Genomic DNA, 13,232 nt, shown 5'->3' with positions numbered 1-13,232 from the left:
CGCAGCGCACAATCCTGATATCATGCGCCCAATGTTTTGTGGTTGAGGCCCCCCGGCCTGACCGAGTCCGGACGCCGGCCAACGCGGACAAGCCGTCCGATGCCGGACCGGGAGCAGTACCTACAGGGAGGGTGAATGACCCACAGTGAATCCAGTATTCCGGCCATGAGCCGCAGCGACATCAACAAGAACGCCGAGGTGCTCCTCGACGTCAAGGGCCTCAAGACGTACTTCTACACCGACGAGGGCGTCGTGAAGAGCGTGGACGGCGTGACCTTCCACATCCAGCGCGGCGAGACGCTCGCCGTGGTGGGCGAGTCCGGCTCCGGCAAGAGCGTCACCAGCCTCAGCATCATGCGCCTGATCGCCATGCCGCCCGGCAAGATCGTGGAGGGCGAGATCCTCTTCCGCGGCAAGGACGGCGTGCAGAAGAACCTCGTCACCGCCAGCGAAGCCGAGATGCGCAAGATCCGCGGCAACGACATCAGCATGATCTTCCAGGAACCCATGACGAGCCTCAACCCGGTGTACACCGTCGGCGACCAGATCGCCGAGGCCGTCATGCTCCACCAGGGCAAGAACCGCAAGGAAGGCATGGAGGTCGCCGCGCAGATGCTGGAACTCGTCGGCATTCCCGCCGCGCGTAAACGCGTGAACGAGTACCCGCACCAGATGTCCGGCGGCATGCGCCAGCGCGTCATGATCGCCATGGCGCTCTCCTGCAACCCCGCCCTGCTCGTCGCGGACGAACCCACCACCGCGCTCGACGTGACCATCCAGGCGCAGATTCTCGACCTGATGCGCAAACTGCAGGCCGAGATCGGCATGAGCATCCTGTTCATCACGCACAACCTCGGCGTCGTCGCCGAGATGGCCGACCGCGTCGTCGTGATGTACGGCGGCCGCGTCGTCGAGGAAGGCGAGGTGCTCGACATCTTCCGCGCGCCCAAGCACCCCTACACCATGGGCCTGCTGAACAGCATGCCGCGCGTCGATCATGCCGCCGTGCCCGGCGTCCGCAAGGAACGCCTCGAAGCCATTCCCGGCAACGTCCCCAACCCCCTCAACCTCCCGAGCGGCTGCGCCTTCGAGCCGCGCTGCAAGTTCGCGGTCCCCGAATGCAGCAAGGCCGTCCCGGCCCTGGAAGACACGGGTGCCGGCCACATGAGCCGCTGCATCCGCTGGCGCGAATTCAGCGAGGTGAAGGCATGACCCGCCCCGCCCGCACCGAGGTGAACGCATGACCGCCGCCGCAGAGAAGACCAGCCGCAAGCCCCTGCCCGCCATGGGCGAGACGCTGCTGGAAGTCAACAAGCTCCAGAAGTTCTTCCCGATCCGTGGCGGCCTGCTGTCCCGCGTCGTCGCGAACGTGCAGGCCGTGGACCGCGTCAGCTTCAAGCTGAACCGCGGCGAGGTGGTCGGCGTGGTCGGCGAGTCCGGCTCCGGCAAGACCGTCATGGGCCGCACCATCCTGCGCCTCCTCGAACCGACCGGCGGTCAGGTGATCTTCAACGGCACCGACATCACCAGGATCGGCAAGAACGAACTGCGCGACTACCGCCGCGAGATGCAGGTCATCTTCCAGGACCCCTTCGCGTCCCTGAACCCCCGCATGACCGTCTCCGAGATCATCGGTGAGGCCCTGCAGATCCACAACCTGCACCCCGGCAAGGGCCGCGTGGACCGCATCGCGGAACTCCTGACCAAGGTCGGTCTGCGCCCCGAGAACATGGGCCGCTACCCGCACGAGTTCTCCGGCGGTCAGCGCCAGCGTATCGGCATCGCGCGCGCCCTCGCCGTCGACCCGGCCTTCATCGTGGCCGACGAGCCCACCTCGGCGCTCGACGTGTCCATCCAGGCGCAGGTCGTGAACCTGCTGCAGGACCTGCAGGAGGAACTGGGCCTGACGGTGCTGTTCATCGCGCACGACCTCGCCGTCGTGGAGTACATCTGCGACCGCATCATCGTGATGTACCTCGGCAAGATCATGGAGATCGCCCCGAGCCGCGAACTGAACCGCAACCCCAAGCACCCGTACACCGAGGCGCTCCTCTCGGCCGCGCCGATCCCCGACCCGACCGTGAAACGCCAGCGCATCATCCTGGAAGGGGACATCCCCAGCCCGATCAACCCGCCGAGCGGCTGCGTGTTCCGCACCCGCTGCCGCTACGCCATCGCGGAGTGCGCGCAGGTCGAACCGGAACTGCGTGAGGTGACGCCCGGCCACTTCAAGGCCTGCATCCGCGACGACATCCTCTGAAGCCGGATTGAACGGCACTCCCCGCACGGTCAGACGTGCGGGGAGTTTTCTCTGTTGGGCGCGGCGAGGTCGGCAGGCGTGCGCCACGTGGGTTGCCGAGCGGCATGGCGTGAATGTTTGTTCTGAAGACGCTCTTCTATTTTATACGAACAGCCTGGGACTCCTGAAAACACGTCTGAACACGACGTAAAAAGCGCTCCGGTCGAGCGGTCGCCGATGCGAACGACCCGACCGCAGCGCCGAACCTGCCGGAATCAGCGGCGGGTGTAGTCCTGCTCGCCGCTGAGGCTCTCGGCCCAGCCCGCGATGATGTCCACGCAGGCCTGCACGTCGGAGAGTTTCACCATCTCGCTGGGGGAGTGCATGTAGCGGTTGGGGATGCTGACGACGGCCGTCGGGACGCCCGCGCGCACCAGGGCGAGGGAGTCGTTGTCGGTGCCGGTGTAGCGGGGGTTGGCGGAGAGCGTGGTGGGGATCTCGCGGGCCTTGGCGACAGCCTGCATCTGGCGCAGGATGACGGGGCTCACCATGGCGCCCACGGCGAGGTTCGCGCCGCTGCCGAACGGGGCGACGCCGTACTTCTTCTCGCTGACGCCCGGCTGCGTCGTCTCGTGCGTGACGTCCACGACGACGCCCGCGACGGGGTTCAGGCGGTAGCCGCTCACCTGCGCGCCGAAGCAGCCGATCTCTTCCTGCGACGTGCCGACCGCGACGACGTGCGCCCTGACGCCCGCGGCCTTCATGGCGCGCAGCGCTTCGAGCACGATGTACGCGCCCGCGCGGTTGTCGATGGCCTTGCTGATCAGGTGCCCGTTCTGTTCGATGGGCGGCTGCTCGATCACGCCGACCGTGCCGACCGGGATGCGGCGCCTGACTTCGTCGATGTCGAGGGCCGTGTCGATCCACAGGTCTTCGAGCTTGCTGGCCTTGCTGCGCTCGTCGCCCTCCATGACGTGGATGGCCTTCTTGCCGATCACGCCGAGGATGTCGCCTTCCTCGGCGAGCAGGCGGATGCGCTGCCCGACGAGCACCTGCGGGTCCCAGCCGCCGATGCCCAGGAACGCGATCATGCCCTTGTCGTCGATGTGCGACACCATCAGGCCGATCTCGTCGAGGTGACCCATGAGCGCGATGGGGCGGCCCTCACCTTCGGCGGGCGGGTTGATCTCGGCGTACACGTTGCCGTAGTGGTCCTCGTGCACGCGGTCCGCGAAGGTTTCCGCTTCGGCCTTCCAGACCTGGGCGGCGCGGGCTTCGTACCCGCTGGGTGCGGCGGCGGTCAGCAGCGACTTGAAGAAATCTAGATTCACCGTGGGAGTCTATCAAGTTCCGGAGCCGTTCACCGCTGTGGGGGTAGCAGTTTCGCATGCGGGCGGGACCGCTTGACCGTGCGGGCGGGCCGGACCACAATGGGGGAGCGTTGAACCGCAGGAGTACCGGCTGAACGCACTCACGAGCGAGCCTGAGACGGTGGGAGTCAGGCGGGTGGCGCGCCGGGAAGGCAGCGGGGAGCATCGTTTCAAGAAAGTGCCGGGCGCCGGGCAGACGGCCCGTGACCGGAACTGGGGTGGAACCGCGCGGGCGATCCCGCGTCCCCAGGCGACCCGTTCGCCTGGGGCGTTTCGTTCCCTGGCGGCGGGCCAAGGAGGGTCCGTATGCCAGCACAAAACATGGAAGAACTCGTCAGCCTGTGCAAGCGCCGCGGCTTCATCTTCCAGGGGTCCGAGATCTACGGTGGTCTGCAGGGCTTCTGGGATTACGGTCCGCTGGGCGTCGAGCTGAAGAACAACATCAAGGCCGCGTGGTGGCGCGCGAACATCTACGAGCGCGACGACATGGAGGGCTTGGACGCCAGCATCATCATGCACCGCCTGGTGCTGCGTCACAGCGGGCACGAGGCGACGTTCAGCGACCCGATGGTCGACAACAGGAAGAACAACAAACGCTACCGTCTGGATCACCTCGTCAAGGACCAGAAGGACGCCGTCGTGCAGAAGATCGCCGAGATCATGAACGTGGACGCCGCGAACTTCCCCGCGCTGATCGCGGCGCTGAACGCCAGCCCCGCGCAGGCGAGCGAGGCGCTGAAGGCGGCGGGCGTGCGTGACGCGTTTTCCGGCGAGGTCGGCGACTGGACGGAACCCAAGCCGTTCAACATGATGTTCAAGACGACGATCGGCCCGGTCGCGGACGACGAGAGCTACGGTTACCTGCGCCCGGAGACGGCGCAGGGCATCTTCACGAACTTCAAGAACGTGGTGGACAGCACCAGCCGCCGCCTGCCGTTCGGCATCGCGCAGATCGGGAAGGCGTTCCGGAACGAGATCACGCCCCGCAACTTCATCTTCCGGGTGCGTGAACTGGAGCAGATGGAGATCGAGTACTTCTGCGTGCCCGGCACGGACGAGGAGTGGCACGAGCACTGGCTGGAGCGGCGCCTGAGCTGGTGGGAGGCGCAGGGCGTGCCGCGCAGCAAGATCGAGATCCTGGACGTGCCGAAAGAGGACCTCGCGCACTACAGCAAGCGCACGTACGACCTGATGTACGACTACCCCACGCTGGGGCACGAGGAGATCGAGGGCATCGCGAACCGCAGCGATTACGACCTCGGCAGCCACACCAAGAATCAGGCGGAACTGGGCCTCGTGGCGAAGGTGTCGGAGAACAACGACAGCGTCGCGAAGCTCACCATTCCGCACCCGGACACGAACAAGCCGGTCGTGCCGTTCGTGATCGAGCCGTCGGCGGGCGTGGACCGCGCGATGCTGGCGGTGCTCAGCGAGGCGTTCACGAAGGAGGTCCTGGAGAACGGCAGCGAGCGCATCGTGCTGAAGCTCCGCCCGCACCTCGCGCCGATCAAGGTGGCGGTCATTCCGCTCGCCCGGAACCGCGAGGAGATCACGACGGTCGCGAAGGCCGTCAAGGCGCAGCTGCAGGCGCTCGGTCTGGGCCGCGTGCTGTACGAGGACAGCGGCAACATCGGCAAGGCGTACCGCCGTCACGACGAGGTCGGCACGCCGTTCTGCGTGACGGTGGACTTCGACACGGTCGGGAAGGGGGAGGACGCTTCGCTGGTGGACACCGTGACCGTCCGTGACCGCGACACGCTGGCGCAGGAGCGCGTGAAGATCGCGGACCTGAGCGACTGGGTGCGTCGCGGCCTCGCCTGACCGGCCGGGCGGTCGGGGCGGCGGCCCGCGCGGGTCACCGCCCCGTCTGCTGGAACGGGCAGCAGCTGGTCGGAAGGCCGGTACGGCGAAGGTGGAGCGGGACCCGCTGTTTTTCCCGCATGGGCGTGGAATCGGAGCGAAACCGTATTACACTGGGTCCATTCACCCCAGCTCAGGCTGGGTCGAGCGGAGAGGTTTCATGGAACTGGACATCAGCAAAACTGTTTTGATCGATATTGCCGCCACCACCGTGGACCGCATCGGGGGGCTGGACATCGCGCCCGCGCCCATCAAGGCGTCGGAGGTGCTGGGCGGCGTGCGTCCCGGCAGCGGTCCGCGCCGCCCGCGCGCGCTGAAGGTCACGCGTGACGGGCAGTTCGTCAGCGTGGAGATCGGCCTGAACGTGGAGTACGGAAAGAACCTCGTGGGCGTGTCGCAGGCCGTGCAGCGGGCCGTGACGGAGAACATCGAGCTCATGACGGGCCTGAAGGTGCGGGCCGTGAACGTGACGGTGCAGGGCCTGCTGCTGCCGCCCGCGCAGCCCACCCAGACGAGGCCGTCGTGACGCGCCGCCGCGAGAAGGCCGCGCAACCGGTCGGGAATCGGCGCGCGGCGCGCGAGTTCGCGTTCCGGGTGATTTTCGAGGCGTCGCAGGGTGACATGCCGCTGTCGCTGGCCCGCAACCGCGCCGAGGCGAACATGCGGGACGGGGACGACACGCACGCGCAGCTGTCCGAGGACGCGCTGCGTTTCGCGGGCGAGCTGCTGGAGGGCTTCGAGCGGCACGGAAACGACGTGGACGACCTGCTGCGCCGCACCATTCGCGGCTGGAGTTTCGACACGCTCGCGCAGACGGACCTGAACGTCATGCGGCTCGCGGCACTGGAGATGGTGTGGTTCGGCACGCCGCACCCGCCCGTCATCGAGTCGGCTGTGCGGATCGCCCGCAAGTACGGCGGGGACGATTCCGGCAAGTTCGTGAACGGCGTGCTGGCGGGCCTGTCGCGGACTGCCGAGCGCCGCGCGGAGCAGGACGCGGCCGGAGACGTTCCGCTCTGAGCCCGTGGCAGGAACTGCTGACGAACCGCTGGCTGTGGTCGTCGGTGCTGGCGATGCTGTTCGCGCAGGTGTTCAAGGTCCTGCTGATCCTGCTGCTCACGCGCCGCTGGGAGCCCGCACGGATGCTGGAGACGGGCGGCATGCCCAGCAGCCACAGCGCCTTCGTGGTGGCGCTCAGCACGGGCGTGGCGCTCACGCAGGGGCTCGGCAGTCCGCTGTTCGCGGCGTGCGCGGTGTTCTCGATGATCGTGATGTACGACGCGACCGGCGTTCGCCGCTCATCCGGACTGCAGGCGCGCCTGATCAACGAGCTGCTGGAGGAACTGCGGACCGTGGTGCGGGAGAACTTCGCGCCCAGGCCCCTGCGGGTGCTGCTTGGGCACACGTACCTGGAGGTCGCGGTGGGGATCCTGCTGGGTGTGCTCGCGGGGTTCGTGGCGTTCCGCTGGATTCCGTAGGCGTTCCGCCGCGTGGGAGAGAGGCCCGTTCGAGTATCCGAACGGGCCACTTCTCTGTCTTGTTGAGGTGACAGGGAGAAGTTTCACGATCCGGATTTATCGTGAAACTATTCAATTAGCGTGTCGTCTGTCAGCCCATCTAAGCCATTCGGCCAGACACGGCCCGCCACCCGGCCGATGCGCCCGGCCCCCCTGCGGGCGCACCATGAAGTCAGCCGGGGAGACGCCCTGGCCCGCGCCCCCCAGGAGCACCGCATGAATCATCAGCTTCAACTGCAGTCGCAGCTCGACCATCTGCGCGACCTTCGCAGGGAGGCGGCCCTCGAACGACAGGTGCCGCGCCTCCCGAACCTCCTCGTCCGGCTCGTGCGCCTGCTGCGCCACGAACGCCCCGGCCGCACCTCCGCTCAGGTGCAGGCGACGTGATCTCCGCCCCAACCCGGAAGTGCACGGGAACGCGGGAACCCTGAAGAGGTGTTCCCGCGTTCCCGTGCTGCCGCCTGCCGTTCAGGGGGTGCGTTGCCGTTCCCGCTGCGCGCGGTAGCGGGCCAGGACCGCACGTTCCGCGTCGTCCAGGTCGGGCTCGCTGCCGAGCACGCGCCCCGTCGCCGTGAGGACGAGGTTCACGCGTTCCACGATCCAGCCGCGTTCCTGCACGTCGTCGTCCTGCAGTTCGTCGTACTCGCGGCCCTGCATGAACGTGAAGCGGCGGGGCGTGCCGGGCGCGTACTCGGCGCGGTACGGTCCGGGCTGCCCGAGGAACGTCACGTCGAGGTGCACGGGGCTGGTGGCGAGCACCTCCTCGCGCGTCAGTTCGCGCGTGCCGTGCCAGCCGTCACTGCCGTACGGGTCGAGGCGCGTCGCTTCCTCGCGCGTCACCTCGCGGGTCGGGGCGAGGTCCGGGGAGAGCGGCAGGCGCTGCAGGCGCCGGTACTGCCGGTAGCGGGCCAGCACCCAGTCTTCCAGGTCGGCGGCCTTCTGTGCGGAGTGCACGGCGTCGCCCCCGTAGCGGATCTCCAGGCGGTCCACCCGGCGGTCCTCCTGCTGCACGATGCCGCCCTGCAGGACCTCGCGGACCTTGACGACCTCGTGCAGCGTGAACGGCGATACGGCCAGCACCGTCTCGCGGTCCTGCGGGGCGGCGTCCGTCCACCCGGCGGGCCGGGCGCGCAGCAGGGCCGCTGTCCACACCCAGCCGTTCATCAGACCCGGCAGCAGCAGTAGGACCGTGCCGGTCGCCAGGACGAGCGCGGCCGCCAGCCAGAACGGCGACGCGGCGCTCCCCACCGCGCCGAGCGTGCCGAGCGCGACACCCGTGTACGTCCAGCCGACCAGGGTCCGCCACGATACGTACCGCTGCCGGTAGAAGCCCCAGCTGCAGGCGGCCAGCACGGGGAGCGCCGCGAGGGGCGTCCACCACGCGCCGAGCCGCGCGGAGACGTACGTGCCGAGGCCCGCCAGCACGAAGGCCAGCAGGGTCAGGACGTTCCACGCGGCCCGGGCGGCCACTCAGGGGTACATGCGGGTCAGCATGCGCGGGAAGGGGATCGCCTCGCGGATGTGGTCGATGCCGCACAGCCACGCGATCACGCGCTCCAGACCCATTCCGAAGCCCGCGTGCGGCACGCTGCCGTACCGGCGCAGGTCGAGGTACCACTCGAACGCCTCGAGCGGGAGGCCCTGCGCCTCGATGCGCTCTCGCAGCAGGATGTAGTCGTGGATGCGTTCCGACCCGCCGATGATCTCGCCGTACCCTTCGGGCGCGATCATGTCGTCGCACAGGGCCACGCGCGGGTCCTGCGGGTCCGGCTGCATGTAGAACGCCTTGATGGCCGCCGGGTACTTCTCGATCATGACGGGCCGGTCGAAGTGGTACCCGAGGATCGTCTCGTGCGGCGCGCCGAGGTCGTCACCCCACTCGACGGGCTGCACGTCCGCCTGCACGTTCGGCGGCAGGTCCCCGTCCTCAATGTGCTTGCGGATGATGTCCAGCGCCTCGGTGTACGGCACGCGCGGGTAGTTGCCTTCCGCCGCCCCGGCGAGCTTCGCGGTGTCGCGGCCCAGCACGCGCAGTTCCTCCTGGCACTCGTCCAGCACGCGGCGCACGAGGAAGCTCACGAACGCTTCCTGCAGGTCCATGTTCTGCGCGTGGCTGCTCGGCGCGACTTCCGGCTCGATCATCCAGAATTCCAGCAGGTGACGGCGCGTCTTGCTCTTCTCGGCGCGGAAGGTCGGCCCGAACGTGTACACCTTCCCGAACGCGAGCGCGCCCGCCTCGGCGTGCAGCTGCCCGGTCTGAGAGAGGTACGCCTTGTCCTCGCCGAACAGGTCGATCTCGAAGAGTTCGGTGGTGTCCTCGGCGGCGTTCGGGGTGAAGAACGGCGAGTCGAAGCGGATGAAGCCCTGCGCATGGAAGAAGTCCGTCACGGCGCGCTGCACGGCGTCACGCACGCGCAGGATCGCCCACGGGCGGCGGTGACGCAGCCACAGGTGCCGGTGATCCATCAGGAAGTCGATGCCGTGCTCCTTCGGGGTGATCGGGTACTCGCCGACCACGTCCGCGAGGGGGGAGAGGTCGCGGACGCTGAGTTCCACGCCGCCCGGCGCGCGCTCGTCGGCGCGAACCTCGCCCGTCACGGTCAGGCTCTGCTCCTGCCGCAGACGCTTGGCGGCCTCGAAGATCTCCTCGGGCACGTCGGCCTTAAAGACGGTGGCCTGCACGAAGCCGGTCCCGTCGCGCAGCTTCAGGAACTGGAGTTTGCCCTTGCCGCTCTGGTCGGTGAGCCAGGCCGTCAGGGTCACGGTCTGGCCGATGTGGTTGCTCAGGTCTGCAATGGTGGTCATCGGGGACAAGTATAGGAGGGCGCGTAGTCCTGGCCAACAGGCAGATGGAAGTGCGTCATGGCAGCACAAAGAATTCGTTCACGAGTCGGATTTATCGTGAATACTTTCACTTACTTGCCCGACACAGCAAAACAGGGAAGACGAATTCCCCCATCCAGCATCGTCCACCCCGGGCGTGATCCGGTTCCCCGCAGCCCGTGCCACTGCGGCGGAACCGTACCCGTTGCCCCTCATCTCGCTCGGCTGAATCCCGGGGGTTCAGCGCAAAAGAGTGTCACTCGGCCGGGAGGCGCACCTGCACACCCACTTCCGCGAGTTGCGCGTCGTCCACCGTGGAGGGCGCGAGGGCCATGAGGTCCACGCCGCGGTTGTTCTTCGGGAAGGCGATCACTTCGCGGATGTTGCTGGCGCCGCTCATCAGCATGATGAGGCGGTCGAAGCCCCACGCGATCCCGCCGTGCGGCGGGGTGCCGCTCTCCAGGGCGTCCATGAAGAACCCGAACTTGGCGCGGGCGGCCGCCTCGTCGAAGCCGATGGCGGCGAACATTTTGGCCTGCACGTCCGGCTGGTGGATGCGGATGCTGCCGCCCCCGACCTCGAAGCCGTTCAGGACGAGGTCGTACGCCTGCGCGCGGATCTCGCCCTGGCGGGGCGTGCCGAACAGCGCGAGGTCGTCCGGGTGCGGCGCGGTGAAGGGGTGGTGCATGTACGTCCACGTGCCGGTGTCGGGGTCCTGGTCGAGCTGCGGGAAGTCCGTCACCCAGCTGATGTGGAAGCGCGGCCCGCCGCTCGCGAGGTCGAACAGGTCGCGCAGGGCGTTCCGGACCGCGCCGAGTGCCTCGACGGCGGGCCGCCAGTCTCCTGCCGAGAAGAGGAGCGTCTGGCCGTCCTGCACGCCGGTCCGCGCGGTGAGTTCGGCGGCAGCGTCCGTGAGGAACTTGCTGACGCCGCCCGTGAAGCCGTCCGGGCCGCGTTTCGCCCACGCGAGGCCCTTCGCGCCGTTCTGCTTGGCGACGCGTTCGAGTTCGTCGATCTGCTTGCGCGTCAGGTCCGGCGCGACCATGACCTTGACGGCGCCAGCGTCCGCGAACGCCTGGAACGCGCCGCCCCGGAAGAGGTCCGTCACGTCCGTGAACGCGTGCCCGAAGCGCAGGTCGGGCTTGTCGGACCCGTATCGGTCCATCGCCTCGTGGTACGAGATGCGCGGGAACGGCGTGGGGAGCTCCTCGCCCATCACCTCGCGGAACACGTGGCGCAGCAGGCTCTCGTTGAGGTTCAGCACGTCGTCCAGTTCCACGAAGCTCATCTCCATGTCGAGCTGCGTGAAGTCCGGCTGGCGGTCCGCGCGGAGGTCCTCGTCACGGAAGCAGCGGGCAAACTGGTAGTACCGGTCGAGGCCGGCGATCATCAGGAGCTGCTTGAACAGCTGCGGGCTCTGCGGGAGGGCGTAGAACTCGCCCTGCGACAGGCGGCTCGGGACCAGGAAGTCCCGCGCGCCTTCCGGGGTGCTGCGCGTGAGCATGGGCGTCTCCACGTTCACGAAGCCCTGCAGGTCCAGGTACCGGGTGATCTCGGCCTGCACGCGGCTGCGCAGGCGCAGGACGTCCTGCATGTCCTTGCGGCGCAGGTCGAGGTACCGGAACTTCAGGCGGATGTCTTCGGACACCGTGACGGGCGACCCGTCTACCTGGAAGGCGGGCGTCGTCGCGCGGTTCAGGATACGCAGTTCCGTCGGGATGACTTCCACACCGCCCGTCGGGTACTGGTCGGTGCGTTGCGCCTCGCCGCGCTCGCGGACGGTGCCGGTCACCTCGACGACGTACTCGCCGCGCAGCTCGCCGGCCACGGCGTAGGCGGGGTTGTCGCTGTCCACGGTGATCTGCGCGATGCCGGTCCGGTCGCGGAGAATCACGAAGTACTGTTCGGGGAAGTCGCGGACGCGGTTCACCCAGCCCTGAAGGACGACCTGCTGTCCCGCGTGTTCGGGACGGAGTTCGGAGACGTAATGCGTGCGTTTCATGGGCCGCAGCTTAGAGCATTTGCCGCACGGTCGGCACGGGCAGGCGGGCGACCCCGTCTTCCGGGCCGCCCGCCTCGTTTCCCGCTGCGGGTCAGTGCGTCAGGGCGTCCGCGAGGGCCTCGACCTTCACGCTGACCTGTTCGCCCGTCGCGAGGTTCTTCACGGCGACCGTCCCGGCTGCCGCCTCGTCCGACCCGATCAGGCCCGCGTAGCGCGCGCCCCGGCGTTCCGCTTCCCGGAAGGCGTTGCCGGGCTTCTGCGCCTTCAGCCCGAACTCGGCGCGCATCACGGACCGCAGCGACAGGGCCGCCTGCGCGGCCGACGGGACCTGCCCGGCGTCCAGTGCCGCGAGGTACACGACCGGGCCGTCCGGGGCCGGGAGGGTCAGCCCTTCCTGCTCCATCGCGAGCAGGATGCGCTCCACCCCGAACGCCCACCCGATGCCGGGCGTCTCCTGCCCGCCCAGCTGCGCGGCCAGCCCGTCGTAGCGGCCGCCGCCGCCCAGGGCGCTCTTCGCGCCGATGTGCGCGTGGTGCAGCTCCCACGCCGTGCGCCGGTAGTAGTCCAGGCCGCGCACGATGCTGGGGTCCACCTCGTACGCCACGCCCCACGCGTCCAGGTACGCGCGGACCGCCGCGAAGTGCGCCTCCGCGTCCGTGCCCAGGAAGTCCAGCATGGGCTTCACCGCGAGTTCCGCGATGATCGCCTGGTCCTCCTTGCTCTTGCTGTCCAGGATGCGCATGGGGTTGCGGGTCAGGCGGTCCTGACTGTCCGCGCTGAGGCGCTCCGCGTGCGGCGTGAACAGTTCACGCAGGTACGCGTTGTACGTGTCGCGGTCCTCCGGGTCGCCGATACTGCCGAGCTTCACGCCCACGCCCGTCAGCCCGAGCGCCTCCACGACCTGCACCATCAGCCAGATCGCCTCGGCGTCCACCAGCGGGTCGGCGCTGCCGAGCACCTCGTAATCCACCTGATGGAACTGCCGCAGGCGGCCCTTCTGCACGTTCTCCGCGCGGAACATCGGGCCGTGCGTCCAGAGCTTCAGCGGGGACGGCAGCTGCTTCAGGCCGTTCTCGATGAAGGCCCGCACGATGCCCGCCGTGCCCTCGGGGCGCAGCACGTACCCGCCGTGATCCCCGAAGTAATGCACCATGAACATCTCCTTGCGGACGATGTCGGTGCTGCCGCCCACCCCGCGCTTGACGAGTTCCGCCTCCTCGAAGATGGGGGTGGCGATGAACGCCGCGCCGCCGCGCTCCAGCACGGTGCGCGCCGTGTCGGTCACGTGACGGAACGCCCGCGCCGAGATGTCGAGCCTGAGTTTCGGACTGCCGTCCGGGAGGTGATCCTGGGTGCCTTTGGGTCGCTGGATGGCCATGGGGCCGAGTGTATCAGCAGGGGAGAGCGCACGCCCTCCGCCT

General features: G+C 68.3%; 12 protein-coding genes. 7 read left to right on the top strand and 5 right to left on the bottom strand.

All coding sequences use genetic code 11. The features are described 5' to 3' along the window. Positions 1-135: 135 nt before the first annotated feature. Complete coding sequence (locus tag IEY33_RS02035; protein WP_306415590.1) at positions 136-1,212, top strand: ABC transporter ATP-binding protein; 1,077 nt, start codon at positions 136-138, stop codon at positions 1,210-1,212. 28 nt (positions 1,213-1,240) lie between these two features. Next, positions 1,241-2,260, top strand: coding sequence for an ABC transporter ATP-binding protein (locus IEY33_RS02030; protein WP_306415589.1), 1,020 nt, complete (start codon positions 1,241-1,243; stop codon positions 2,258-2,260). Positions 2,261-2,514: 254 nt separating this feature from the next. On the opposite strand, the gene IEY33_RS02025 is transcribed toward IEY33_RS02030, so the two are convergent. Next, positions 2,515-3,570 (bottom strand): M20/M25/M40 family metallo-hydrolase, encoded by a 1,056-nt coding sequence (locus IEY33_RS02025; RefSeq protein WP_188960543.1) that lies wholly within the window; start codon positions 3,568-3,570, stop codon positions 2,515-2,517. Positions 3,571-3,915: 345 nt separating this feature from the next. On the opposite strand from IEY33_RS02025, the gene IEY33_RS02020 reads away from it, so the two are divergent. The 5 genes from IEY33_RS02020 to IEY33_RS02000 all read left to right on the top strand — a co-directional run bounded on the left by IEY33_RS02020 (position 3,916) and on the right by IEY33_RS02000 (position 7,373). Further along, the gene (locus IEY33_RS02020) at positions 3,916-5,430 is read left to right on the top strand and encodes a glycine--tRNA ligase (RefSeq protein WP_188960542.1); all 1,515 of its coding nucleotides are present in this window, start codon (positions 3,916-3,918) and stop codon (positions 5,428-5,430) included. A 199-nt stretch (positions 5,431-5,629) separates the two neighbouring features. Beyond that, a complete protein-coding gene (locus tag IEY33_RS02015; RefSeq protein WP_188960541.1) occupies positions 5,630-5,995 on the top strand; it encodes an Asp23/Gls24 family envelope stress response protein in 366 nt (121 codons plus the stop codon). After that, positions 5,992-6,489: a transcription antitermination factor NusB gene (gene nusB / locus IEY33_RS02010; RefSeq protein WP_188960540.1), complete on the top strand. Its 498-nt coding sequence runs from the start codon at positions 5,992-5,994 to the stop codon at positions 6,487-6,489. Before IEY33_RS02015 ends, nusB begins: the two co-directional genes overlap by 4 nt. Further along, positions 6,486-6,947 carry a divergent PAP2 family protein gene (locus IEY33_RS02005; protein WP_188960942.1) on the top strand — a complete coding sequence of 154 codons (462 nt, stop codon included), beginning with the start codon at positions 6,486-6,488 and terminating at the stop codon, positions 6,945-6,947. The genes nusB and IEY33_RS02005 overlap by 4 nt, the downstream gene beginning before the upstream one ends. A gap of 255 nt (positions 6,948-7,202) precedes the next feature. Further along, a complete protein-coding gene (locus tag IEY33_RS02000; RefSeq protein WP_188960539.1) occupies positions 7,203-7,373 on the top strand; it encodes a hypothetical protein in 171 nt (56 codons plus the stop codon). A gap of 81 nt (positions 7,374-7,454) precedes the next feature. On the opposite strand, the gene IEY33_RS01995 is transcribed toward IEY33_RS02000, so the two are convergent. From IEY33_RS01995 to hisS, 4 genes are all read right to left on the bottom strand, one after another. Next, positions 7,455-8,456 carry a hypothetical protein gene (locus IEY33_RS01995; protein WP_188960538.1) on the bottom strand — a complete coding sequence of 334 codons (1,002 nt, stop codon included), beginning with the start codon at positions 8,454-8,456 and terminating at the stop codon, positions 7,455-7,457. Then, entirely contained in the window at positions 8,457-9,791 is a 1,335-nt protein-coding gene (gene asnS / locus IEY33_RS01990) for an asparagine--tRNA ligase (RefSeq protein WP_188960537.1), read from the bottom strand. A gap of 274 nt (positions 9,792-10,065) precedes the next feature. Further along, complete coding sequence (gene aspS / locus IEY33_RS01985) at positions 10,066-11,811, bottom strand: aspartate--tRNA ligase (RefSeq protein ID WP_188960536.1); 1,746 nt, start codon at positions 11,809-11,811, stop codon at positions 10,066-10,068. Positions 11,812-11,902: 91 nt separating this feature from the next. Beyond that, positions 11,903-13,189 carry a histidine--tRNA ligase gene (gene hisS, locus IEY33_RS01980; protein WP_188960535.1) on the bottom strand — a complete coding sequence of 429 codons (1,287 nt, stop codon included), beginning with the start codon at positions 13,187-13,189 and terminating at the stop codon, positions 11,903-11,905. Between the last annotated feature and the right edge of the window lie 43 nt (positions 13,190-13,232).

The organism is Deinococcus aquiradiocola, from assembly GCF_014646915.1.
In the GTDB taxonomy this organism is placed as follows: domain Bacteria; phylum Deinococcota; class Deinococci; order Deinococcales; family Deinococcaceae; genus Deinococcus; species Deinococcus aquiradiocola.
This window is presented reverse-complemented; position numbering and strand designations above follow the sequence as displayed.

Bases quoted from the DNA above. Each gene is read 5' to 3' on its own strand.
- IEY33_RS02015 (WP_188960541.1), top strand. From the start codon at position 5,630: ATGGAACTGGACATCAGCAAAACTGTTTTGATCGATATTGCCGCCACC.
- IEY33_RS02035 (WP_306415590.1), top strand. From the start codon at position 136: ATGACCCACAGTGAATCCAGTATTCCGGCCATGAGCCGCAGCGACATC.
- IEY33_RS02000 (WP_188960539.1), top strand. From the start codon at position 7,203: ATGAATCATCAGCTTCAACTGCAGTCGCAGCTCGACCATCTGCGCGAC.
- IEY33_RS02030 (WP_306415589.1), top strand. From the start codon at position 1,241: ATGACCGCCGCCGCAGAGAAGACCAGCCGCAAGCCCCTGCCCGCCATG.
- hisS (WP_188960535.1), bottom strand. From the start codon at position 13,189: ATGGCCATCCAGCGACCCAAAGGCACCCAGGATCACCTCCCGGACGGC.
- asnS (WP_188960537.1), bottom strand. From the start codon at position 9,791: ATGACCACCATTGCAGACCTGAGCAACCACATCGGCCAGACCGTGACC.
- IEY33_RS02020 (WP_188960542.1), top strand. From the start codon at position 3,916: ATGCCAGCACAAAACATGGAAGAACTCGTCAGCCTGTGCAAGCGCCGC.
- aspS (WP_188960536.1), bottom strand. From the start codon at position 11,811: ATGAAACGCACGCATTACGTCTCCGAACTCCGTCCCGAACACGCGGGA.